This window comes from Clostridium sp. LS (assembly GCF_002760435.1).
GTDB lineage: Bacteria > Bacillota > Clostridia > Clostridiales > Clostridiaceae > Clostridium.
In genome coordinates this window covers 1-22591 of the sequence record NZ_AUUU01000185.1, presented here as the reverse complement: position 1 = coordinate 22591, position 22591 = coordinate 1, and the positions used below count along the sequence as shown (strand labels likewise).

The 22591-nt window shown below is 30.4% G+C and carries 22 protein-coding genes; 12 read left to right on the top strand and 10 right to left on the bottom strand.

What is annotated here, in order from left to right:
* Window positions 1–23 precede the first annotated feature (23 nt).
* Both COL3_RS25845 and COL3_RS29025 read right to left on the bottom strand, forming a co-directional pair.
* Window positions 24–851 (bottom strand): MerR family transcriptional regulator, encoded by an 828-nt coding sequence (locus COL3_RS25845; RefSeq protein ID WP_008424625.1) that lies wholly within the window; start codon window positions 849–851, stop codon window positions 24–26.
* Window positions 852–1231: 380 nt separating this feature from the next.
* Window positions 1232–1384 carry a hypothetical protein gene (locus COL3_RS29025; protein WP_180277992.1) on the bottom strand — a complete coding sequence of 51 codons (153 nt, stop codon included), beginning with the start codon at window positions 1382–1384 and terminating at the stop codon, window positions 1232–1234.
* A gap of 237 nt (window positions 1385–1621) precedes the next feature.
* On the opposite strand from COL3_RS29025, the gene COL3_RS25840 reads away from it, so the two are divergent.
* The 7 genes from COL3_RS25840 to COL3_RS25815 all read left to right on the top strand — a co-directional run bounded on the left by COL3_RS25840 (window position 1622) and on the right by COL3_RS25815 (window position 6659).
* The gene (locus tag COL3_RS25840) at window positions 1622–1891 is read left to right on the top strand and encodes a hypothetical protein (RefSeq protein WP_099716762.1); all 270 of its coding nucleotides are present in this window, start codon (window positions 1622–1624) and stop codon (window positions 1889–1891) included.
* A gap of 142 nt (window positions 1892–2033) precedes the next feature.
* Entirely contained in the window at window positions 2034–2186 is a 153-nt protein-coding gene (locus COL3_RS29020; protein WP_008424621.1) for a hypothetical protein, read from the top strand.
* Between the two features lie 122 nt (window positions 2187–2308).
* Entirely contained in the window at window positions 2309–2488 is a 180-nt protein-coding gene (locus COL3_RS25835) for a hypothetical protein (RefSeq protein WP_008424618.1), read from the top strand.
* 192 nt (window positions 2489–2680) lie between these two features.
* Window positions 2681–3361, top strand: coding sequence for a GntR family transcriptional regulator (locus tag COL3_RS25830; RefSeq protein WP_008424615.1), 681 nt, complete (start codon window positions 2681–2683; stop codon window positions 3359–3361).
* 53 nt (window positions 3362–3414) lie between these two features.
* A complete protein-coding gene (locus COL3_RS25825; RefSeq protein ID WP_008424612.1) occupies window positions 3415–4353 on the top strand; it encodes an AEC family transporter in 939 nt (312 codons plus the stop codon).
* Between the two features lie 287 nt (window positions 4354–4640).
* Window positions 4641–6398 (top strand): metallophosphoesterase, encoded by a 1758-nt coding sequence (locus COL3_RS25820; RefSeq protein WP_008424610.1) that lies wholly within the window; start codon window positions 4641–4643, stop codon window positions 6396–6398.
* An 84-nt stretch (window positions 6399–6482) separates the two neighbouring features.
* The gene (locus tag COL3_RS25815; RefSeq protein WP_008424608.1) at window positions 6483–6659 is read left to right on the top strand and encodes a DUF1540 domain-containing protein; all 177 of its coding nucleotides are present in this window, start codon (window positions 6483–6485) and stop codon (window positions 6657–6659) included.
* 99 nt (window positions 6660–6758) lie between these two features.
* Here the strand turns inward: COL3_RS25815 and COL3_RS25810 are convergent, their stop codons facing one another.
* The 6 genes from COL3_RS25810 to COL3_RS25785 all read right to left on the bottom strand — a co-directional run bounded on the left by COL3_RS25810 (window position 6759) and on the right by COL3_RS25785 (window position 15151).
* Window positions 6759–8396: an alpha-glucosidase gene (locus COL3_RS25810; RefSeq protein ID WP_008424607.1), complete on the bottom strand. Its 1638-nt coding sequence runs from the start codon at window positions 8394–8396 to the stop codon at window positions 6759–6761.
* Window positions 8397–8418: 22 nt separating this feature from the next.
* Window positions 8419–10137, bottom strand: coding sequence for a glycoside hydrolase family 66 protein (locus tag COL3_RS25805; RefSeq protein ID WP_207655456.1), 1719 nt, complete (start codon window positions 10135–10137; stop codon window positions 8419–8421).
* Window positions 10124–11956 carry a glycoside hydrolase family 66 protein gene (locus tag COL3_RS25800; protein WP_008424603.1) on the bottom strand — a complete coding sequence of 611 codons (1833 nt, stop codon included), beginning with the start codon at window positions 11954–11956 and terminating at the stop codon, window positions 10124–10126. The genes COL3_RS25805 and COL3_RS25800 overlap by 14 nt, the downstream gene beginning before the upstream one ends.
* A gap of 20 nt (window positions 11957–11976) precedes the next feature.
* Window positions 11977–12819, bottom strand: a complete 843-nt coding sequence (locus tag COL3_RS25795) for a carbohydrate ABC transporter permease (RefSeq protein WP_008424600.1) — start codon at window positions 12817–12819, stop codon at window positions 11977–11979.
* A 14-nt stretch (window positions 12820–12833) separates the two neighbouring features.
* Window positions 12834–13793 carry a sugar ABC transporter permease gene (locus tag COL3_RS25790; protein ID WP_008424598.1) on the bottom strand — a complete coding sequence of 320 codons (960 nt, stop codon included), beginning with the start codon at window positions 13791–13793 and terminating at the stop codon, window positions 12834–12836.
* Window positions 13794–13858: 65 nt separating this feature from the next.
* Window positions 13859–15151, bottom strand: a complete 1293-nt coding sequence (locus tag COL3_RS25785; protein WP_008424595.1) for an extracellular solute-binding protein — start codon at window positions 15149–15151, stop codon at window positions 13859–13861.
* Window positions 15152–15445: 294 nt separating this feature from the next.
* On the opposite strand from COL3_RS25785, the gene COL3_RS25780 reads away from it, so the two are divergent.
* From COL3_RS25780 to COL3_RS25765, 4 genes are all read left to right on the top strand, one after another.
* Window positions 15446–16351, top strand: a complete 906-nt coding sequence (locus COL3_RS25780) for an AraC family transcriptional regulator (protein WP_008424594.1) — start codon at window positions 15446–15448, stop codon at window positions 16349–16351.
* 137 nt (window positions 16352–16488) lie between these two features.
* Complete coding sequence (locus COL3_RS25775; protein ID WP_008424593.1) at window positions 16489–17175, top strand: FadR/GntR family transcriptional regulator; 687 nt, start codon at window positions 16489–16491, stop codon at window positions 17173–17175.
* A 123-nt stretch (window positions 17176–17298) separates the two neighbouring features.
* Window positions 17299–18972: a dihydroxy-acid dehydratase gene (gene ilvD, locus COL3_RS25770; RefSeq protein ID WP_008424592.1), complete on the top strand. Its 1674-nt coding sequence runs from the start codon at window positions 17299–17301 to the stop codon at window positions 18970–18972.
* Window positions 18973–19267: 295 nt separating this feature from the next.
* Window positions 19268–19987, top strand: coding sequence for a DUF434 domain-containing protein (locus COL3_RS25765; protein WP_008424591.1), 720 nt, complete (start codon window positions 19268–19270; stop codon window positions 19985–19987).
* Between the two features lie 72 nt (window positions 19988–20059).
* Here COL3_RS25765 and COL3_RS25760 read toward each other — a convergent pair whose 3' ends face one another.
* On the bottom strand, window positions 20060–20443 hold the full coding sequence (locus COL3_RS25760) for a response regulator (RefSeq protein WP_008424590.1): 384 nt from the start codon (window positions 20441–20443) through the stop codon (window positions 20060–20062).
* Between the two features lie 298 nt (window positions 20444–20741).
* On the opposite strand from COL3_RS25760, the gene COL3_RS25755 reads away from it, so the two are divergent.
* Complete coding sequence (locus tag COL3_RS25755) at window positions 20742–21806, top strand: hypothetical protein (protein WP_008424589.1); 1065 nt, start codon at window positions 20742–20744, stop codon at window positions 21804–21806.
* Window positions 21807–21888: 82 nt separating this feature from the next.
* Here the strand turns inward: COL3_RS25755 and COL3_RS25750 are convergent, their stop codons facing one another.
* The gene (locus tag COL3_RS25750; RefSeq protein ID WP_008424588.1) at window positions 21889–22503 is read right to left on the bottom strand and encodes a superoxide dismutase; all 615 of its coding nucleotides are present in this window, start codon (window positions 22501–22503) and stop codon (window positions 21889–21891) included.
* Window positions 22504–22591: the final 88 nt, after the last annotated feature.

Sequence of the window (22591 nt, the reverse complement as noted above, 5' to 3'; positions counted from 1 at the left end):
AAGAATTATAAAGTCTATTGTTACTATAGAGTCAACTTGTTTTTTATAGGAATTTGAATTTCTGTAATAAAATCATCAGGATTTCTGGTTATTGAAATATCTATATAATATACTTCCATTGGATTTCCTATTATACTAAGTTTATTTCTATCAGCATACTCTATTAATTGACCATAAGTTTTGGGCTTATTATTATGAGCCCCTAAGTGCATTTTGCTCAAATAATAACCTCCCTGTATTATTTTACAGTTTTCCTCTGATGTATATGCTTCTTCAAGCTCAATACAGAGTTCAATATCACAAGGTTCTCCCAAAACTCTTTCTCCATAATATATAGCCATTGGATTTCCTATAGTTGAGTACTTTTTCATCGAAACTATTTTCATAGCATCATTAAATAATTTTGTGAACCCATTTTCACTTAGTTCTATAGTCTTTCTTAAATAAATAACCTTCCTTGGCGGAATTTTTTTTATCTCTATGCATGAAAAATCGATATTGTTGTGCATATCAATGTTATCAATATTTAATTTTAATATCTTATCAGCGTACAATAATTCATCAATTTGCTCTTTAATCTCTTGTCTCTTTTGATTAAATATAGACTTTATTCCTGACATATCATTTCTATGTAAAAATACATCTATTTCACTTAATGATAAACCTAAGGCAGCCATTTTTCGAATTATCATAACAATAACAATTTGATTAGTGCTATAGAATCTATATCCTGTTTCAGTATCTATAAATTTAGGTTTTAAAATTCCTATTTTATCATAATAACGCAATGCTTGAATTGAAACTGAACATATTTTCGAAAATTTACCTATAGAAAATAGTTCCTCATCCATATAAATCACATCCTAAATATTGTGTTTCGCTGTTTGTATGTAAAATATAATAACGCATTTTAGTACAGTTTAGAATATTTTTATTCGCATAAAAGCTGCTAATTTCAATAACTGCAAGGAAAGCCTACGTCATTTATGATACGGTTCAGCATTTCACATTCTAGATCAATTAATTATTTAACCATACTCTCTCAAAATATTGCTTCCCACTTATAAACATGATAACCATTACTTAATTCTACTTGATAAAAAAATAATAAAGATAACCATTTATTTCTTAATAAATAATCTATTTTTATTATACTACAAAATTTTATTATTTTTCCTATATTTCCCTCAGTAATCTTATATTAGATCTTATATAGCAACCAACTGCACTTCTATACATCGTACTTAAGCTCGAATATCTTCTCAACCTCATCTATAACAGCACTAAAAGTAAACATCCACATTTTATTACCACATAATTTTTCTAAATCAGTGTCTATTATTTTTCCTATTCCTTTAATCTCTAAGTAATTAGAGTTTCTCACTTCGAATAATCAATTCTGTTAGCATATTCATATATAAGCTTCCATGAAAATAAAATTTGCTAATTAAAATATTTACATAATTATTTCTATTAGCATTTACCTTTTATTAGCCTTAATTCAAAATAAATATTCTCAGCTTTATTGTACATTTTGATATTATGTCGCATATAATAGTTTAATGAATTACAAAAGCTAAGACAGCATTTTATCATACTAATTGAGGAGATGATGATGCCTATGTTAGAAAATTTGAAAGAAATATGGATTCTAACAGCACTAGTTTATGCTTTTGTTGAGAGTTTAGAAAAGTTTGGTTTAAAGAAAAAGTATGCTCATTTGCTAGCAATACCAATAGGAATATGTTTGAGCCTTCTTCAATTTTCAACAAGTAATATTTTAAATAAAATTTTCTATGGAATAATCATTGGTGTACTTTCTGTTGGAACTTGTGATACTGCGTGCAATATAGTTAACTCTATTAAAGATATTGATAAAGATAATAAATAACAAATCATAAATATATTAATGTAAAGTAAATGGGAACTATAGCAGTTTTTTAGAGCCTGTTATAGTTCTTTTATTTGCCTATCTTTCTTTTGATTAAAATTCTTCTACTTATCCATACTATACTTATGAAAGGAGTGATACCATGAGTAATGATAATGAAAAATTTGACAATGAATTTAGTGATTTATCAACTGAAGATGTATTTTTTTTAAGGCAAGTAGAAAAAAGAATAAATGAACATCATAATCCTCCAGTATGCCTTATTGCATATGATAAGCAAAATGAAGATAAGTAAAACTAACCCAGACTCACAATTTAGCATAAAATATTTTTATAAGGGAAATTTAATTAAGTAAGTATATATTAATTTAAAATAATCTTTACTTGCGCTTTAAATTATTAAAAGGAGTGATAATTATGGCAATTCGTGAAGGAGCAATTCCTACAGCATTAGGGACAGTTGTGACAAGTGTTGGTGCAGCAATGGTGGCAGTCGAAGTGGCACCATTGATTGCAGCTGGAGTTGTTGGTTTCGGTGCAGCTCATGTATTACTTGGAGCCATTGATTTAGTACAACATAAAAGACATAGACGATAGGTACACTCTTATACAATAAATTATTTTATCTTGTAGCCTAGCAATAATAAAAATTTGCTAGGCTGATATATTTCTAACTTGCTTAGTTTATTTATATGAGTTATACTAAAACAAAATTGTCGACAGTATACAAATTTAATTTTATAAGGTTATTAATTCAGATATATCTTATTAAGATTTGGAGGATATAAAATGAGAGATTATAAAATTCAAAAAGCACCCTCATACTATAATCAAGCTTATAATTCAATCAAAGATATGATTTTTAACGGTGTTTTGAAGCCAGGAGATAGAATTTATGATTCAAAACTTGCCAATGAATTTCAAATAAGCAGAAGTCCTGTAAGAGAAGCTATACGTTCTCTTGAAAAAGATGGTCTTCTTGTATCTGATGGTAACTCAAAGATTAAGGTATATCAGCCAACTAAAAAAGATATTGAAAATATTTATGAGTGCCGCCAAGCCCTGGAATCCCAAGCCGCAAGATTAACTACTCGAAATGCTTCTGATAAAGAATTAGATGAAATTGAAATTATATTATCTGAAGCTAAAAGAAACATAGACTGTTCTGATGGAAGTTTAATTAAAACAATAATTTTACTAAATTCTCAATTTCATAAATTAATTTTAAGTTTTTGTCAAAATAGTCGTCTGCAAAAACAAAGTAAAGATTTAAGCATTCTTACTCACTTTTATAGATCAATAGATGTTTATGAAAATAATCGAATTATGGATATTTTTAATTATCATATTGAGATATTTCATTATATCAAGCAAAGAGATGAAGATACGGCTGCTCAAACTATGTATAATCATATCGGTAACGACTTAAAACATTTAAAAGATATTCTTGCAATGGAAAACATAATTTAATCTCATTTATAAATTTTGAAATTAATTTACTACAGTAAAGGAGACAATATATAATGATTATTTTAAACGCCTTAGGAAGCGTGTTCAGCATAGTTCTAATGATTTCTGCAGGATACTTTTTATCACATAAAGGATGGTTTGATGAAAAAACTTCTAAGCTTTTCTCAAAACTAGTATGTAATCTTGCTATTCCCTGCCTTATGATTTCCCAGTTTACGGAAAGTTTTGATAAAGATAAATTATTAAATCTTGGCAACGGTTTATTTGCTCCATTTGCATCAATGGCTATTTGTTACTTAATTGCTGTTATAGTTTCTAAAATTATTAAAGTTGAAGAAGGCCGTATTGGTACTTTTAGATCAATGTTTTTTGTATCTAATTCAATATTTATAGGATTACCTGTAAACATGGCTTTATTTGGAGAAAAAAGTATACCAAACGTTCTATTATATTATATTGCCAATACTACTTTTTTCTGGACCTTAGGAGTTTATGGCATCAGCAAAGACGGACAAACTAGTAAAGCTAACATTCTTTCTTTTGATACATTAAAGAGGATTATGTCTCCCCCACTTTTAAGTTTTATGTTCGCAATTATACTTATTTTACTCGATGTTCATTTACCAAAATTTCTCCTAGATACCTGCAAGTATTTTGGAAATCTGACTACACCTTTAGCTATGTTATTTATTGGAATAACCATTTATTCTGTTGACTTTAAAGAATATAAATTTAGCAGAGATATGATAGCTATTATGTTAGGTAGATTTTTAGTATCACCAATACTTATTCTTGTGCTTTGCAATTTTTCAAATACACCTATACTTATGAAGGAAGTATTTGTTATTCAAGCTGCTATGCCAGTCATGACTAATACTGCAATTGTATCAAAAAGTTATAATGCTGATTATGAATATGCCACTATAAATACAATTATTACTACAATTTCTAGTCTATTAGTTATTCCTATTTATATGCTACTGCTAAGTTAACAAAATATAAAAGTTATCTTATTAATTATAGACCGCCCTCATTTCTTAGAGGGCGGTCTAACTTATTTACTATAACTTTTAATCCAATCAATTATTTTATCAATGTAATAAATAATCAAAAAAACAATAAGAAACACTAAATAAAAAGATTTAATCATCAATATTTGTCGAATATTAACATAATTTCAAAATTTCAAATAACTTAAAATAAAATTAACATAATTTCACACTACTTTTAACATTGCAGCGTTAAAATGATGTGAAAATAAATCCATGGGAGGAATAATATGAAAAGTAAATTTTTATCTATATGTGTTTCATTAGCAGTAGCTGGAACACTTATCTCTACAACATCTTATACTACTAAAGCTGCCACAATGGTTTATAACGGTACAACAATCGATGCAAATTTAAACTCATCAGCAACACCAGATCATATTGCCCTTAGTTGGACTGATGATCCAACAACTACTCAAACTATTACTTGGAGGACAATATCAACTGACAAAAAGTCAAATCTTCAATACAGAATTAAAGGTTCTTCAACTTGGACTACTGCATCTAATATAACTCCGACAAAATTAACTTCTTCAACAGGTAATGCTGCTATAGCTACTGGCACAGAAAATATTTATTCTAAAACAATTACAGGTCTTACTCCTGGAACAACTTATGAATACCAAATAGTTGGAATAGATGCAAATGATAAATCTAATGCAAGTAGTATTAGCACTTTCAAAACCGAAAGTAAAAATAATAAGACTACTAAGTTTATAGTATTTGGTGATTCTCAAAGTGGAATTCCTGATAATCCTGAATATACCCCTTGGAAAAATACTGTAAGTAAAGCTTATGAACAAAATCCTGATGCTAATTTTATCATTAATATGGGTGACTTAGTTGAAATAGGACAAGATTACCGTCATTGGAACAACTGGTATGCTGCAGCTGATGGTGTTATTAATAATATTCCTGAAATGCCAACTCAAGGGAATCATGAAACTTATCAAAATAGCACCTATGCTACTTCAGCTCCACAGGATTTTACTGGCCAATTCTCTGTGCCTCAAAATGGTCCAAAAGGACATATTGGACAAACATATTCTTATGATTATGGAAATGTCCACTTTGTTGTATTAGATAGTCAAGAAGACGAAGAAGCTCCAGCAAATGATGTTTTTCTTCAAGACCAAGCAGACTGGCTTGACAAAGATTTATCAAAAAATAAACAAAAATGGACAATAGTTATGTTCCACAAAACTCCATATTATAATAAGGCAACTAGAAATAACCCTGCAGTTAAAGATATTTTCACACCAATAATTGAAAAGTATCATGTTGATGTAGTATTTAACGGTCATGATCATGGTATTTCTAGAACTTACCCTATTAATGGAAATAACTATTATACAGATTATTCTAAAGGAACAGTATATTATGTAACAGGTAGAAGCGGAAATAAGTTCTATACAGATCTTAATAGCAAGGTTTGGGATGCAAATTTCATTGACTGCCAAGATAGTCCTTCTTATGAAGTTGTTAATGTAGCAAACGGAAAACTTACTATTGATGCATATAAATATAATATAATTGATACAAGTGCAACAAATACTAAAAATGTTCTTTATAATACTCCAGTAAAAGTGGATTCTTTTACTATTGATAAGGATAATCCATCAAACAGCACTCAATTAACATTAAAAGCAAGTCAAAATACTCAATTAGCTATTGCTGGTACTTTACAAAGCGGTTATAATGTGACAGTTTCAAATAAAAAGGGTTATATAGATCCATCATTATTAGCTAAATATTATAAAGGTACTTTTGACGCTGCTTCTTTAACTTTAACAGTTAATAAAACTTCATATAAGTTTGATAAAACTGACTTCTTAAATGGTGATACTTCAAAAGTAAGTATTGATTCTCTATACAAAAAAGGAATTGAAGTAACTTATAATCAAAAATTAAACTGTGTACTTGTTGACTTCACTGGAAGAATTACTGCGGATATGATAGCATCATTTAAAGGTATTGCCCTTAATTAAGATTAAATAAATTTCTGGTATAAAAAAATTTAATTAACTAATAATATTATTGTCGATTAAATTTTATTTTAGGAGGTAACTACTATGAAACCAGAAAAAATGGGTTCACCAAATCAAGGTATTAAATGCGTTGTTAATTCATGTCACTACTATATGCAAGGCGACCACTGTTGTGCCCAACAAATTGAAGTACAACCTAGAAATGCACAAGATACTCAAGAAACAGATTGTGCTACATTCATACCAGAAAATCAAGGCTAATTAAATATTGTTAATAAGTGGCTGTTGCAAATTTGCGACAGCCACTATAATATACAGCAATTTAAATTTTAGTATGTCTAATTGATAGTTATTTCCACTTTATATAAGTTTATAAATCCTTGCCTCATAAGGCCTAAGTTCTATATCTTCCATAGGTTTATTTTCATCTACCTCATAATTGGAAATCAAAAGTTCCGTAGTCTTAAATTCTATTGTTTCTTCAAGCGTAAACCTTATTTTACTTCCTGTGAAATTACATATAACTAATAACTTTTCATTTTCTAGAGTTCTTGTGTATGCAAATATTTCTTCGCTTTCTTCTAAAATCAGATTATATTTTCCATATACAACTACTGAATTTGATTTTCTGATTTTAATTAATTTCTTATAATAACTAAATATAGATTTTTCATCATTTAATTGAGATTGAGCATTTATTTCTTTGTAATTAGGATTTACCTTTATCCAAGACTCTCCTGTAGTAAAGCCTGCATTTTGGCTATCATTCCATTGCATTGGGGTACGTGCATTATCTCTGCCTTTTGCATATATGGATAACATTATATCTTCATGCTTGTATCCTTTTTCTTTTCTTTCTTTATACATGTTAAGAGTTTCTATATCCTTATAGTCCTCCAAATTTTCAAATCTTACATTAGTCATACCAAGTTCTTCACCTTGATATATATAAGGAGTTCCCTTCATTCCATGTAATAATGTAGCGAGCATCTTTGCACTTTCTACTCTATACTTATTATCATTACCCCACCTTGAAACTATCCTTGGCAAGTCATGATTATTCCAAAACAAACTGTTCCATCCTGTTCCTTCTAACTCTAATTGCCATCTTGATAAAGCCTTCTTTAATTCTAGTAAATCTAATGGCTTCAAGTCCCATTTTTCTTTACCTGGCTGCTGATCAAGCATAATATACTCAAATTGAAATACCATACTAAGCTCGCTGCCATCTGGATTTGAGTACTTTCTAGCTATTTCAGGTGTGCATCCCCAAGCTTCCCCAACAGTTAACAAGTTTTTATCACCAAAACTTTCCTTATTCATCTCTTTAATATAATCATGAAGTTTTGGCCCATTTTCCTTAATTTTTTCGTCTGGAACCTTGCCTATGAGGTCAATAACATCCATTCTAAATCCTCCGATACCTTTGGCGATCCAAAAATTCATCATATCATAAACTTCCCTGCGGACTTTTTCGTTTTCCCAATTTAAATCCGGTTGTTTTTTACTAAACAAGTGTAAATAATATTGTCCTGATTCTTCATCATATTGCCACGCACTGCCGCTAAATGCTGAAGTTAAATCATTAGGCTCTTTTCCATCCACAGGATCTCTCCATATGTAATAATCTCTATATGGATTGTCCTTTGATTTTTTAGCTTCAATAAACCATTTATGTTCATCGGAAGTATGATTAACAACAAGATCCATAAGTATTTTTATACCTCTCTTATTACCTTCTCTAAGGAGCTCTTCCATATCTTCCATAGTTCCAAAATCGTCCATTATATCTTCATAATCACTTATATCATACCCATTATCATCATTTGGTGATTTATATACTGGTGATAACCAAATTACATCAATTCCTAATTCCTTTAAATAATCTAACTTTTCAATAATGCCTCTTAAATCACCTATGCCATCTCCGTTAGAATCCTTAAAACTTCTCGGGTATATTTGATATACTACCGATTCATTCCACCATTTATTTTCCATTTTATTTATTCTCCTTTTATTTTTAATATACGATATAAACTAAATCCCAAACTTTTAGTTCTGGAATTATGAATTTAACTTTGTTTCCATTTTCACTTTCAATATACTCGAAATCTAATCTTAATGCTTTTCCCTCATTATAATCAGGTGAGGCTGCATACACAGCTTTCACTTCGTTACAGGTAATCATAGAAACCTCAATGTTTCTTATTTCAGAAGGTGTTTTTTCTTTTGCCTCATTCCAATTCATATTCTCAATACCTACAAAATTCACAAGGTTAATAATTTTATAACCTGGCTTTTCCTTTATTAAGGACCAAATACAATCTAATTCAGCTTTTGGTGAAGCCTTTGCTCCACTAATTACATACTCTCCATTTATTCCCCCTGTATTAACCATGGAAGTATCTATAATATCAAAATCATAAAGAAGTTCTTCATATTTAACTATGAAATCATAGTATCTTCTTAACTTATTCTTAAAGCTTTCACTTTCTATAGTTCTATACTTAGGATAATAAGGATCATTAAGAACTCCGTTATTTTCTCCTAATAGAAGATGAAAACCTCCACTAGAAAATATAGTTGCCATGGTAAGTAATGTAGCATTTTCTGCATGTTCTACTGGAATATCTAACTCTTGTAAAAAAGGTTTCATATAAGCAGCTAAAATTATTTGCTTTCTTGAAACGTATTTCTTTGCGTTTGATATTAGATTATATAAATCCTGGTATGTATCATTTGGAGGCCATACCTCAATATAAACCGCGTCTTCTTCTGCCTTCGCAACAGTCTCCACTGGCCAGTTATTTACAGCATTAAATATTAAACCTACCTCTTCACCTTTCTCTTCTATATACTTTCTAGTTTCATTAATCAAAATCGGAAAGTCTTCTCTTAAATTTCTTATTTTTTCTTCTTCATAAATGTTTACTATTGCTTCCTTTGGATAACCATATTGATCCATATGAATACCATCAAAACCAAACTTAATAGCTTTATAAAATTCATGAATTATATGATTGTGCCACTTGCTTTCTTTCGATATATCCATCATGTAAAGAAAATTATCAAATCCATAGACTTCTTTATTATTTTTGTAAATAGCTAAATCCTTATTTTTTTCGTAAAAGTCTGGAGCCGCAGCATATACTGCACCGTAACCCATAGCCTGCATATTATATTTATGTGTTAATCTAATTTTTTCTTCAATCGTTTGCACACTTAGTTTTCTATTTAAAGGATCTATAAATATATCTTCCTTCGGAATTAAATCATGGTGTCTATACATCCAATCATAGTACTGAACTACATTTAAGTGATATTTATTCATTTCTTTTAAATCATCTTTATCACCTAGATCATCTGGTGAAAAATCAGCTAAAAAGCCATATCTAGGTGCATTTTTCCAAGAACTTAGTATATCAAAGGCTGTTGTTAAGAACTGTACTCTTTCACCATTTTCAAAAAGTTCTACCTCCACACCATAACCTGACATAAAACTTTTATCATCGTTTATATCAAATTCAAATAAAACTTTATTTTCAAAATTACTAATACTCTTTTCTATTGAAAGAATATTTTCGTGAAGTTTATAAATATTACATCTAATATAATTTTCTGAAACATTGCCTTCGCCATCTACAATTATTTGTATTTTTTCACCTTTATTAAATTGAGCTTTTGAAGGATATAAATCTTTTATTATCAACTGCATCATCTCCTTTTTATTCTTTTTCAATATATACCATATCCCAATACTTCAGCTCTGGAACTTCTATCTCAAGATGGGTTCCATCACTATCATTCTTAGCTTTATATTTTAATTCTATGGATTTACCTTTATTAAAATCAGGTGAAGCCAAATACACTCCTTTTACTTTTCCTTCTTTAATGGAATAATTAAGCTTTAAGTCCTTTTTCTCATCTGGAGCATTATAATTTGCTCCGTCATCTCTCCAGTTTGAACGCTTTATTCCTAAAAGATTTATCATTTGAACTACTTCAAAACCCTGCTTCTCTTTTGCAAAAGCCCATACAGTATCCTGAATTCCATTGCTGCTTGTCTTAATTCCTTCTAACTGAATTTCATTTTTATTGTCCTTTAATCCATCTCTTAATAAATTTTCATAAGCTACAAGAAAATCATAGTAGTTTCTCATAGAAGCTACCAAAGATTCCGGCATAGTTAAATTTTTATTTGGAAAATATTCTCTAGCAAGCATTCCTGTATCTCCCAATTCTATATGGGATCCTCCAGAAGCAAATATAGCTGCATCAGTTAATTTGACACTATTTTCATTAAATTCTCCCTTGCTAGCTGCTTTTCCATAATTCATATAAGCTGCTATTACTGTACTTTTCTTTCCATTTGTTAATTCGTACCCTTTATCTACAGTTTCTTTAAAGGAATAATAGTCTTGAAAATCGCTAGGCCAAAGCTCAGAATAAAGAAAATCTACATCCCCCTTTGCAACCTGCTCAAGTCCATATCTATTTACTGTATTAAATACTACTCCAACACCCATCTCTTTTTTAGCATTATTAATAAAGTCAGCATAAGTATCTGGCAAGTTAATCTTATTACCGTTATAATCATAGGTAACTTTCCTATATCCCAATGTATCCATATGGAAAATATCAAAATTTAATATCTTATTTACTTCTTTTTCTTTATTGTATATATACTCTTGCCACTCCTTATTTGCTGGATTAAATATAAATAAATTGGGTGATGCCCACCCCGCTGGAAGATTGTGAGCATCTTGAATTTGATGTTTGTTATCCTTGAATACTCCCCACTCCTGTTTTACACTATCTTTTTCAAAATCAGCGTATGCTCCATAAATAAGATTGTAGTTAGCAGCCTTCATATTCTTGCTATGGGCTAAATCAATATAATCTTTTACTGTCTGAAAATATATATCCCTATTTGCAATATCCTTCCATGAAGTTAAGTTATTGTTTTCGATTTCTGGTAATGGCTTTTGATGCTTGTTTTGCCAATCATAAAATTGAAGCCCGTTTATGTGAAATTTGTTTATTTGATTTATTATTTCTTCACTCTTATTCTTATCCTGCTTAGGATATTCAGCTATATACCCGTATCTAGGGAATTTCCCCCAATTTGACGATACATCTACTGCAGAATTTTCATAATCATCCACCTCAGTCCCATGGGTTGCATAAACCTCTACAAGATAGCCCTTATAATCATCTTCTGGTGCATCCCAGGTGATATCGATTATCTTTTTTTCACCATTTGCCATATAAGCTTTGATTCCTTTATGCTCAACAATATTATTTAAATGTTTAAAATATATTTCTAAATTGCCATCATAGTTTTTATTAAGCTTATTTTCTAATTCTATTCTTATATTAACCTTATCTTTGGGATTATATCTGGATTTATCTGTATATACATCTCCTATAAGCTTGCCACTACTTACAATCTTTGTTTCTTTATCTGCGTTAAAGGTTTTTAATTTATAAATACGAACCCCAGCTGCAATACCAATGCATACAAACAGTGCAATACCTAAAATAAATCTTCTTTTCAACTGAATTCCCCCATTCTAAATTAGCCTTTAACTGCACCTTCACTTCCACCTGATTTTATAAACTGTTTATTGAAAGCAATAAATATTATAATCACAGGTATTAAAACCAATATTGCCGCTGCAAATATAACTCCCCATTGAGTTGCCTTTCCATTTTGAAGCAATTTCACTGCTATAGGCAATGTTCTCATTGATTGAGTTTTTATTACTGTTAAAGCTGTAAATACTTCCATCCATAATCCTGTAAAAGTGCCTATAGCCAGGGTTCCTAAAGCTGGTTTTGAAAGGGGTAATATTATTTTACTGTATATAGTCCACTTATTTCCGCCATCCACAATTATTGATTCCTCTAATTCTCTAGGAATAGTTTCAAAGAACCCCTTCAAGAAAAAGGTATTTCCTGCTATCCCACCACTGACATATAAAAGAATTAATCCTGTATAAGTATCTACCAAATGCAATTCCTGTAAAATAGTAAATTGGGAAACTAAAGCAAGTACAGCTGGCATCATTAAAGAAAATATATAAATATTGAAGATTATTTTTTTCCCTGGAAAATTTAATCTAGAAAATCCATAACCTGAAAGGGAAGATACAAATAATATACATACTGTGCTGACAACTGTTACAAATACGCTATTCATAAAATACCTAGAAAAGTTTTCACCTGTCCAAACAGCTACATAGTTTCCGAAATAAAATTCTTTTGGAATTATTTGTGGCTTTGAAGGCATAACATAAGTACTAGCCGACAGTGATGTACTTATCATGTTCAAAAATGGCAGTAACGAAATTATAACTATAACTATTAGCATCAAGTGTATTAAGATTTGAGAGAATTTTCTTTTTCCACCTTTATTCACATACCTCACCTCCATTAAAATTGAACTTCACTTTTAGCTATTTTTTTCTGCACAATGGAAGTAATAATTAAAATAGTACCCATAATTAAACTTAATGCTGCGGCATAACCAAAGTCAAAGCTTGAGAATGCTTTAGTATACATATAATCTAGAAGTACATCTGTTTTCCCCATTGGCCCTCCTGCAGTTATAAGCATTACTTGAAGCATTATATTGAATGCCCCAATTATTAGGTTGATGACTATAAAATATGTTCTTGATGCAAGCAATGGTAATGTTATCTTCCACATTTGCTGTCTTTTAGTTGCTCCATCTACATCAGCTGCTTCGTATAATTCCTTCGGTAAATCCTGAATAGCAGCTGTATACATAATCATTACCCATCCAATGCCTTTCCATATACAAAGAGCCCAAATCACCATATTACCTGTCCATTCATTCTGCAGCCAAGAAATAGGCTGATTTATAATATGAAGATTTAATAATATTGAATTTACTAAAGCCCCTTTAGTATCTTGGAAAATATACTTAAACATTATTGCAACAACTATCCAATCTGAAATAACTGGAATATAAAGTAAAAATCTATAAAATACCTTTCCTTTTGTAAGAGATTCAATAAATATTGCAATTATCATTCCTAAAAACCATTGAATTGGAACTGTGACTATTACTGCTAATAATGTATTCCTTAGTGATAAGTAGAATTTTGCACTTTCATCTATGGTTCCGCTACCAATGAAAGCTTTCTTAAAGTTAGCCAGCCCTACAAAAGTACTAGCTTTATTAGGATTAACGCTATAATCCATAAACGCCATCATTATGTTCTTTAGAAGTGGAAAAGCTACGAAAACTGCAAAAAGCAGAAAGCCTATCCCTATAAACGCCCATCCTTCTATCGCTTCTCTTTGTTTTTTATTAAATTTTTTCCTATTACCAGTAGCTCGTGAAACATTTGCAATATTACTTTCCAATTGCTTCGCCCTCCTATTCTATAATTGGGGATTGAGATAATACTTTAATCCCCAATTTTCAAATTTTATTTTTCTTGAAGTAAAGCATCAACTTTACTTGCCGCATCATCTAATGCTTGTTTTGCATTCTTATCCTTGCGTACAGCTGCTTCAAACTCATCCCTTATTGCATTAGAAATGTCTCCCCACTTAGGACTTGGAGTTCTTGCCCATGTTGAACTTAATTGATTCATATATACACTTAACATTTTATTATCTTTAATTACTGATTTTTCTGCCGTAATTTTATTAACTGGCATCATACCTAGCTCTGTTGCAAATATTGTTTGGGCCTCATCTGAACTTAAATATTTAGCAAAAACATATGCTTGCTGCTGATTTTTTGATGCTTTAAATATTACAGTATCTTCTCCGCCAACTACTGAAACACTGCCGCCAGCTCCCTTTGGCATTGGAGCAAATACTACATTATCTTTAACTGTATCTTGATCCTTGTTTGCAGGGAACCACCATGGACCATCATCAATCATTCCATAATGTTCTGCATTAAAGCCTTCCCAAGAACCTTCCCCGCCAAGTAAGCTTGCTGCTACATACCCTTTATCATTCCATTCAATAATCTTTTCAAGAGCTTTAACACTTTCTGGACTATTTAGGTATCCTGAAGCTTTTGTATTCTTATCATCGGTAAACTTGCCACCAAGTGATATAAAATATGGAGCTATAGCCCATGACTCTAAGCCAGCAATACCGATACCATTTACATTATCAGCTTGTAATTTTTCTGCATATTTTTCAAGTTCCTCCATAGTTTTGGGAGCCTCTTTCAATCCGGCCTTATCTAGCATAGCTTTATTATAAATAGCAACCTTTGTGTTGGTATCTAATGGGATACCATAATAATGTCCATTATACATATTAGTACCCATCGGTCCTTCAAAGGTTTCTTTCTTTAAATCTTCAAAACCAGACATTTCATCAACTGCTGCTAAATAATCCTGAGAAGCATATTGTGCAACATCTACAATATCAGTTCTTGCTAAATCAGGTGTAGTCCCACTCATAGCTGCCTGAAGTATTTGCTTCTTGTAGTCATCTCCACCAGGCATTGGAGTGATTTTAACCTTTATATCTGGATATTTTTTGTTAAATGCAGGTATTATTTTATCAGTTAACACTGCATTTTCTTTATCAGTGAAGGTACTCCACATTTCAATTTCACCTTTTAAACTTGTCTCATCTGTAACTCCTATGTTTTGTGTTTGATTTTCAGCTGTTTTATTACTCCCGCAGCCTGTAAATACGATAGAAACTATTATTCCTGCTAGAAATAATGATATAATTTTTTTGCTTTTCATTTTATATCCCCCTTATAAACTAATTTTTTTAATCCATTACTCATCTTGAAAATTTTTCAATTTAACTAATTGATTTAGGTTGACTTTTTGTAAAAAAGATACTTTACTTATAAACACTTATTTTCAGTAAACTACTATTATCTTTAACTTACTATATTAAAAAACTTCTACAAAGTATTTTAGTATTTCTCTTTGTTTACGTTTACCACTTGATTTTATTTTAATCTGTATTACAATATAAATAAATGTACAAAAGTGAATTTTTTTTGTAATATTTCTACCTGGAGGGATTCAATGAGATTACTTGCAATTGATATGGATGAAAATATAAATGTAAGATTTCTAGGGCATGTTAATTATTCTGTACCTTGGATGCATTTTACTAGAATCTTAGATGAATATGTAATGTATATTGTAAAAAGCGGCGAACTGTATATTAAGGAAGGTGATACAGACTATGCATTAAAAGAAGGTGATATGCTTTTACTAGAACCAAATATTAAGCATACCGGCTATAAAGAAGCTTGCTGTCACTATTATTATATTCATTTTAAAAGTTGCGGAATATATACCTTAAATAACAAAACATTTCATGAAATCTCTCAAGAATTATTAAATAAACGTAATCATTCTCTTACTAGTGATACTTTCGAAGAAGATAAGTCAATTGATACAATTTATTACTTACCAAAATATTATCATCTTGATAATATTTTCGAGGTATTTTCTATTCTTGAAAAAGCGGATTATGATTTCTACCAAAAATATGAAAATTACAGAAAAATTGCATCATTAAAATTTCAAGAACTAATTATAAGGGTATGTAGAAACTTTATTACTACAAAAGTTCAAAACGGATCTGCCAAACCCTTTATTAAGGTTCGGGAAATAATAACTTATCTTGAAGCACATTATATGACTTCAATTAATAGTCAAGAGATCGAAGAACTCCTCGAATCAAATTATGACTATTTAAATAGAATATTTAAAAAGGTCACTGGTAATACCATAATTAATTACTTAAACATTTTAAGGATTAATAGAGCGAAAGATTTATTATCCACAACCTCTATTAAGTTTTCAGAGGTAGGCTATCTTGTTGGCATTAATGATCCTTATTATTTCAGTAAATTGTTTAAAAAGTTAACTGGTATGACCCCAAGCCAATATGTAAAAAGCAGAAGTGATATGAATTTATGATTTAATATAGGTAAAGTTACCATAAAATCAAATTTCTTATCATAAAATTAATATTAAATTCAGACATCAGACATCTCTCTTGAAAAACGACATCATTTATAATATTATATAAGTATAATCCTTAAGGAGGTTAATTTATGCCAAAAAAAGAAAAGAGTTTAGCAGAGAGTATAGCTGATGATATTCTTTCTATGATTACTATAGATAAAAGATTTACAGTTGGAGATAAACTGCCAAATGAAAATGAACTTTCTGCTGAATTAAATATAAGCAGAACTACATTAAGAGAAGCTATTCGGATCTTAGTAGCTCATAATGTTCTTGAAATTAGAAGAGGTAAAGGCACCTTCGTAGCTAGTAATGTTGACATGAGTGGTGACTTTGGCTTAGAAGAACTATCAACTATAAAATTAAATGTTAAAGATTTATATGAAATGAGATTAATTTTTGAACCTCAAACAGCTTATTATGCTGCAAAACGTGCTACAGATAAAGAATTAGAAAGAATACTTTATTATGGAAAACTAGAAGAAGAAAAAATTTTAAATAATGAAGATCGTACTGATGTAGAACAGGCATTCCATAGATCAATTGCTAAGGCAACTCATAATGAATTTATGAACAAATTAATGCCAATAATCTATAAAGCTATTGATAAAGGTGTTATTTTATCTGATGATAATAAATCTGTAATTCAAGATACATTAAATGATCATAATATGATAATGGAATTTCTAGCAAACCGAGATGCTGAAGGAGCAAAAACTGCCATGAAACTTCATATTATCAGAGCCATGCGCGGCTTGGGCATATATAGTGAATAAAAAAAGTACTTTATTTTTGGTACTTTTTTTTTACAAAGCATAGATAATACATTGACAATAGACATCATACAACATATAATAAAAATATACAACGTATTGGTTTTATATTAAGGAGGTAACACAATGAAAAGTGATGTAATAACAAAAGGCGCTAAAAGTGCACCACAACGTTCACTACTTAGTGCGTTAGGTTTGACAAAAGAAGAAATGGAAAGACCTTTAATTGGTATCGTAAGTTCACAAAATGATATCGTTCCTGGTCATATGAATTTAGATAAAATTGTTGAAGCTGTAAAAATGGGTGTTTCTATGGCCGGAGGTACTCCAATTGTATTCCCTGCTATTGCCGTATGTGATGGAATTGCTATGGGACATGAAGGTATGAAATATTCATTAGTTACAAGAGACTTAATTGCCGATTCAACTGAAGCTATGGCAATGGCTCATGCTTTTGATGCACTAGTAATGGTACCTAATTGTGATAAAAATGTACCAGGACTTTTAATGGCTGCAGCAAGAGTTAACATCCCTACTATCTTTGTAAGCGGAGGTCCAATGCTTGCAGGTAAAGTGGATGGATGTAAGACAAGCCTTTCTAGTATGTTTGAAGCTGTAGGTGCTTACAATGCAGGAAAAATTACAGCTGAAAAATTAGATGAATATGAAAATAATGTGTGCCCTACTTGTGGTTCTTGTTCAGGAATGTATACTGCAAATAGTATGAACTGTTTAACAGAAGTTCTTGGTATGGGACTTAAAGGAAATGGAACAATTCCAGCTGTTTATTCTGAAAGAATTAAACTTGCAAAACATGCTGGTATGAAGATCATGGAATTACTTGAAAAGAATATAAGACCAAGAGATATTATGACAGAAGATGCATTTATGAATGCTATGACTATGGATATGGCACTTGGATGTAGTACAAACAGTATGTTACACTTACCTGCTATCGCTCATGAGGTTGGTTTTGATTTAAATGTTGATATAGCTAATGAAATTAGCGCTAAAACTCCAAATCTATGTCATCTTGCTCCAGCAGGACATACTTATATTGAGGATTTAAATGATGCGGGCGGAATTTACGCTGTTATGAATGAAATAAATAAGCTTGGCTTATTAAAGACTGATTTAATAACTTGTACTGGAAAAACTGTTGCAGAGAACATCGAAGGCTGCGTAAATAAGAATCCTGAAGTTATAAGACCTGTTGAAAACCCATATAGCCAAACTGGTGGAATTGCTGTTCTTAAAGGTAACCTTGCACCTGATTCATGTGTTGTTAAGCGTTCAGCAGTTGTACCTGAAATGTTAAAACATGAAGGTCCAGCAAAGGTATTTGACTGTGAAGAAGATGCTCTTGAAGCAATAAATACTGGAAAAATTGTTGCCGGAGATGTTGTTGTTATCAGATATGAAGGTCCAAAAGGCGGCCCTGGTATGAGAGAAATGCTTAACCCAACTTCTGCAATTGCAGGAAGAGGACTTGGAAGTACTGTTGCTCTTATAACTGATGGACGTTTCAGTGGAGCAAGCAGAGGGGCTTCAATTGGTCACGTTTCTCCAGAAGCTGCAGTTGGTGGTAACATTGCTTTAGTTGAAGATGGAGATATCATTCAAATTGATATCAATGCTAATACTATTAATTTCTTAGTTAGTGACGAAGAATTAGAAAGAAGAAGGGCTAACTGGAAACCAAGACAACCTAAGATTACAACTGGTTACCTTGCTAGATATGCTGCACTTGTAACATCTGGGAACAGAGGTGCTATCTTAGATATTCCAAGATTTAATTAATACTTAATATGTATTTAATTTGTAAGTTATAGGTATAAATATAACCAACAGAAAGACAGGCTAATTATATTACTCGGTTGCTAGGGAGTTAGATTATGATTTTTTATTCTCAATGCAAGACTATGTAAAATAACTAGTCTGTTTTTCTGGTAAATTTGAATTAATCTCCTACTTAAATCTCGATTAACACAAATTATAAACTTCTCATATTTATCTTTAAATTACACAAACTACACAAGTATTTAATAGTAAAATATTATTGTAGATTGTGCCAATTATAAAGGAGGATTTTTATATGGCTCAAATAGTTCAGCGAGGCTTTGTTCCATCTGATAAAATTGAATTTAATGATAAAAATACAGCTTTGCTAAAAGAAGCACAAAATGATATTTGTTATTTACTAAACCGCGGTTACGGAATTAATAAAACCATTGAATTTATAAGTAATCATTATTTATTTTCTGCAAGGCAAAGATTAGCACTAAAAAGAGCCTTATCTTCTGATCAGGATATTAAACGAAGACATGAACACAGATTAACAAAGGAATATGAAAATAGCATAATCCACATAGATGGTCTGAATATAATAATTACTCTTGAAGTAGCCTTGTCTAATTCAACTCTACTCAGATGTATGGATGGGACTTTACGTGATTTAGCTGGATTACGTGGAACATACAAATTAATTGACAAGACAGATTCTGCCATTGAATTAATTGGAGCAAAGTTAAGCAAAATGAAAATACAAAAAGTATTTTTCTATTTGGATTCTCCTGTTTCTAATACAGGAAGGTTGAAATCTAAAATATTAGATATTTTAGCTAAATATGATTATGATATAGAAGTAATTTTAGTGCCAAATGCAGATGTAATTTTAAACAAGCTGGATCACGTAGTTACTAGTGATGGTATTATACTAAATGACTGCACTAGTTGGATTAATCTAGCATATGAAATTGTTAAGGAAGAGTTACCTAATACTTCCTACATTAATTTTCAAATTAAAAATATTTAATACAAAAAAGCCGGAATAAAAAATTCCAGCCTTTTTATTTTTAAATATCAAAATTTCATGTAAAAGTTCTAATTATTTAAATAATATACTATTAACTAATTCAAGTAATTGGTCTTTAACAAAGTCCTTTTTAATAAATACTGAAGCACCTAGCGCTTCACAGACCCCTAGTTGGTTAGAAAAATTTTTTTCTCCTCCATCAGAAAGTACAATTACGCCTATATCTTTATTCTCTTCTCTTAACTCCACAACAAATTCTAACCCACTTTTCTGTGGCATATATACATCAGTAATTATCAAATCAATATTTCCCAATTCTCTATATAATTCAATTCCTTCTTGTCCATTGCAGGCTTCAAATACACTATAATTTGCTTCTTCTAACATATCTCTAATAAGCTTTCTAATAATTGCAGTATCATCAATAACTAATATGTTTTTCTTCTCACCATTCATCAATTTTAAACCACCCTTCTATAACAAAAAATAGAACTTTAATTATAAATCTTAGTTTATAATTGCCTCCATGAAATTCTGATAAACTTTTCTGCATATATATGTAATACTGTTGTAAAAATTATATTACAGGCTTGCCACTTTCTAGTTAAACTATACCACTGCACTTTGTAAAATTCAACTTTTATATACATATTAATCCAAACTATAACTATTTTATACTAAATTTATAACTAATAACAATAATTAGCTATTTGAATATACTATTAATAACTAATTCATAAGGAGTTATTAAAATATGCTAGATGACAACAATTTTACTTATGATGATACTATGAGTTTTAATAAGTTTGAATGCTATCCTGATATTACAGAATCTTACCAAAGACAAAGAGAACCATTTACCCCAAATACAGGTGGTAATTTCCCTCCTATTGGAAACTTTCCACCTAATTCAATTTCACCTGGTTCAGACGTTTATCCGCCTAACTTTAATTACCCTGGCGGGACATTTAATCCTCCAGGAGTACCTAAATCTCCTCCTCCAAACTACGTACCTCATAAAGGAGATGCTGGCGTTCAAAAAATGGGATACAGTGAAGGTGGTATTCAACCATATGCTGTTAGTGCAAATTCTATCCGTTTTTGTCTTTACAAATTCACATACATTTGGGAAACTAGCGGAAGAAACTACTGGGCTTACCTATTAAATGTTGATAGACGTACTGTTTCTGGATTTAGATGGTTTAGAAGAAGCTGGGTATATTTTGGAATAGATTTAAGAAGAATTGATTCTTTCGTATGTTATAGATCCTGCGAAAGCGAATGTGAAGATTGTGTGAATATAGAAGCAAATGATACTATATTACAAAATAGCAATATAGAATATACCACAAATGGAACAAGAGATGTATATACTAATACTTTGGCTTCAATTGATATTCCAGAAATTAAAGAGGATTTTATAACTCAAACTGTAGGTTATGTAGGTGATACTAAAATAAATAGTGAAATGCCTTGTGTTAAAGCTAGAAATATATGTTATAGAATTACTTTGGAGGTATCATACCCAAGTACCTATGATACTGATTTAAAAAACAGAATTAATAATTTAGCAGAAGAAACAAGTAACGATGTTTTCAAATTCAGAAACAACGATAGCACTTCTAACCCACTTGAAACTTTTAATTCAACCTTAGCATCAATACCAGAAACTATTAGTATTTTTTCTAATTCCTTTAACTCTAAACTTAAATTATTAGATTCATTTATTAATAATTACAGCGACATTACTTACTCTATTAGAAGCGAGAAAATCTACAACAATTGGAAGCCTTATTTTTACAATGATTCATTATATTAATTAAAAATATTATAAAAAAATCTCATGTGGGTACCAATATCACATGAGATTTTTTAATTTGCAGCTAAAATAAAATTAATTATTAAATAGTATAGTTTAAATACAATCCTTCAACCTTTTCCCAATCAATTATGTTCCATATATTTTTAACATAATCAGCTCGCAAATTCTTGTATTTTAGATAATAAGCATGTTCCCATACATCTATTGTTAAAATTGGGATTAACCCCTTCATGGCTGGTGAGTTTTGATTTAAGGTATTTCTAACTGATAACTTACCTTCTTTATCTTTAACCAAAAAACTATAACCAGACCCAAATTGACCTATGGCTGCATTACTCACCTCATTTTTTAAAGTCTCCAAATCACCAAATGTACTATAAATTTCTTCTAATAATTTACCTTCTGGAGCCTTCTTTGGAGTTGGTGAAAGAAGAGCAAAATACAAATTATGATTTGACACTCCCCCACCTTGATCGATTACCCCTTGCCTAATTTCTTCTGGTAATTCATCTACACTTGCAAGCAGCTGATCTAGTGATTTTCCCTCTGTATATTGTTCGTAGCCTTTAATCAAAGAATTTAGATTATCTACATACTTTTGAAGATGCTTACTATAATGTGTCTCAATTGTTTCAGCATCAATATATGGCTCTAATGCATCAAATGCATATGGCAATTGTATTTTATCAAACATAATTTTTTCCTCCTTGCTTATTTTTAGAAATTAGGCACATGAAAATAAATAACAAGTCCAAAGTTGCTAATATAAGTTCCGATGTTGC

Excerpts from the sequence above, each read along its gene's own strand:
- ilvD (WP_008424592.1), top strand. The coding sequence starts at position 17,299 with ATGAAAAGTGATGTAATAACAAAAGGCGCTAAAAGTGCACCACAACGT.
- COL3_RS25750 (WP_008424588.1), bottom strand. The coding sequence starts at position 22,503 with ATGTTTGATAAAATACAATTGCCATATGCATTTGATGCATTAGAGCCA.
- COL3_RS29020 (WP_008424621.1), top strand. The coding sequence starts at position 2,034 with ATGAGTAATGATAATGAAAAATTTGACAATGAATTTAGTGATTTATCA.
- COL3_RS25830 (WP_008424615.1), top strand. The coding sequence starts at position 2,681 with ATGAGAGATTATAAAATTCAAAAAGCACCCTCATACTATAATCAAGCT.
- COL3_RS25825 (WP_008424612.1), top strand. The coding sequence starts at position 3,415 with ATGATTATTTTAAACGCCTTAGGAAGCGTGTTCAGCATAGTTCTAATG.
- COL3_RS25760 (WP_008424590.1), bottom strand. The coding sequence starts at position 20,443 with ATGAATGGTGAGAAGAAAAACATATTAGTTATTGATGATACTGCAATT.
- COL3_RS25835 (WP_008424618.1), top strand. The coding sequence starts at position 2,309 with ATGGCAATTCGTGAAGGAGCAATTCCTACAGCATTAGGGACAGTTGTG.
- COL3_RS25815 (WP_008424608.1), top strand. The coding sequence starts at position 6,483 with ATGAAACCAGAAAAAATGGGTTCACCAAATCAAGGTATTAAATGCGTT.
- COL3_RS25840 (WP_099716762.1), top strand. The coding sequence starts at position 1,622 with ATGTTAGAAAATTTGAAAGAAATATGGATTCTAACAGCACTAGTTTAT.
- COL3_RS25810 (WP_008424607.1), bottom strand. The coding sequence starts at position 8,396 with ATGGAAAATAAATGGTGGAATGAATCGGTAGTATATCAAATATACCCG.
- COL3_RS25780 (WP_008424594.1), top strand. The coding sequence starts at position 15,446 with ATGAGATTACTTGCAATTGATATGGATGAAAATATAAATGTAAGATTT.
- COL3_RS25775 (WP_008424593.1), top strand. The coding sequence starts at position 16,489 with ATGCCAAAAAAAGAAAAGAGTTTAGCAGAGAGTATAGCTGATGATATT.
- COL3_RS25755 (WP_008424589.1), top strand. The coding sequence starts at position 20,742 with ATGCTAGATGACAACAATTTTACTTATGATGATACTATGAGTTTTAAT.
- COL3_RS25765 (WP_008424591.1), top strand. The coding sequence starts at position 19,268 with ATGGCTCAAATAGTTCAGCGAGGCTTTGTTCCATCTGATAAAATTGAA.
- COL3_RS25785 (WP_008424595.1), bottom strand. The coding sequence starts at position 15,151 with ATGAAAAGCAAAAAAATTATATCATTATTTCTAGCAGGAATAATAGTT.
- COL3_RS25845 (WP_008424625.1), bottom strand. The coding sequence starts at position 851 with ATGGATGAGGAACTATTTTCTATAGGTAAATTTTCGAAAATATGTTCA.
- COL3_RS25820 (WP_008424610.1), top strand. The coding sequence starts at position 4,641 with ATGAAAAGTAAATTTTTATCTATATGTGTTTCATTAGCAGTAGCTGGA.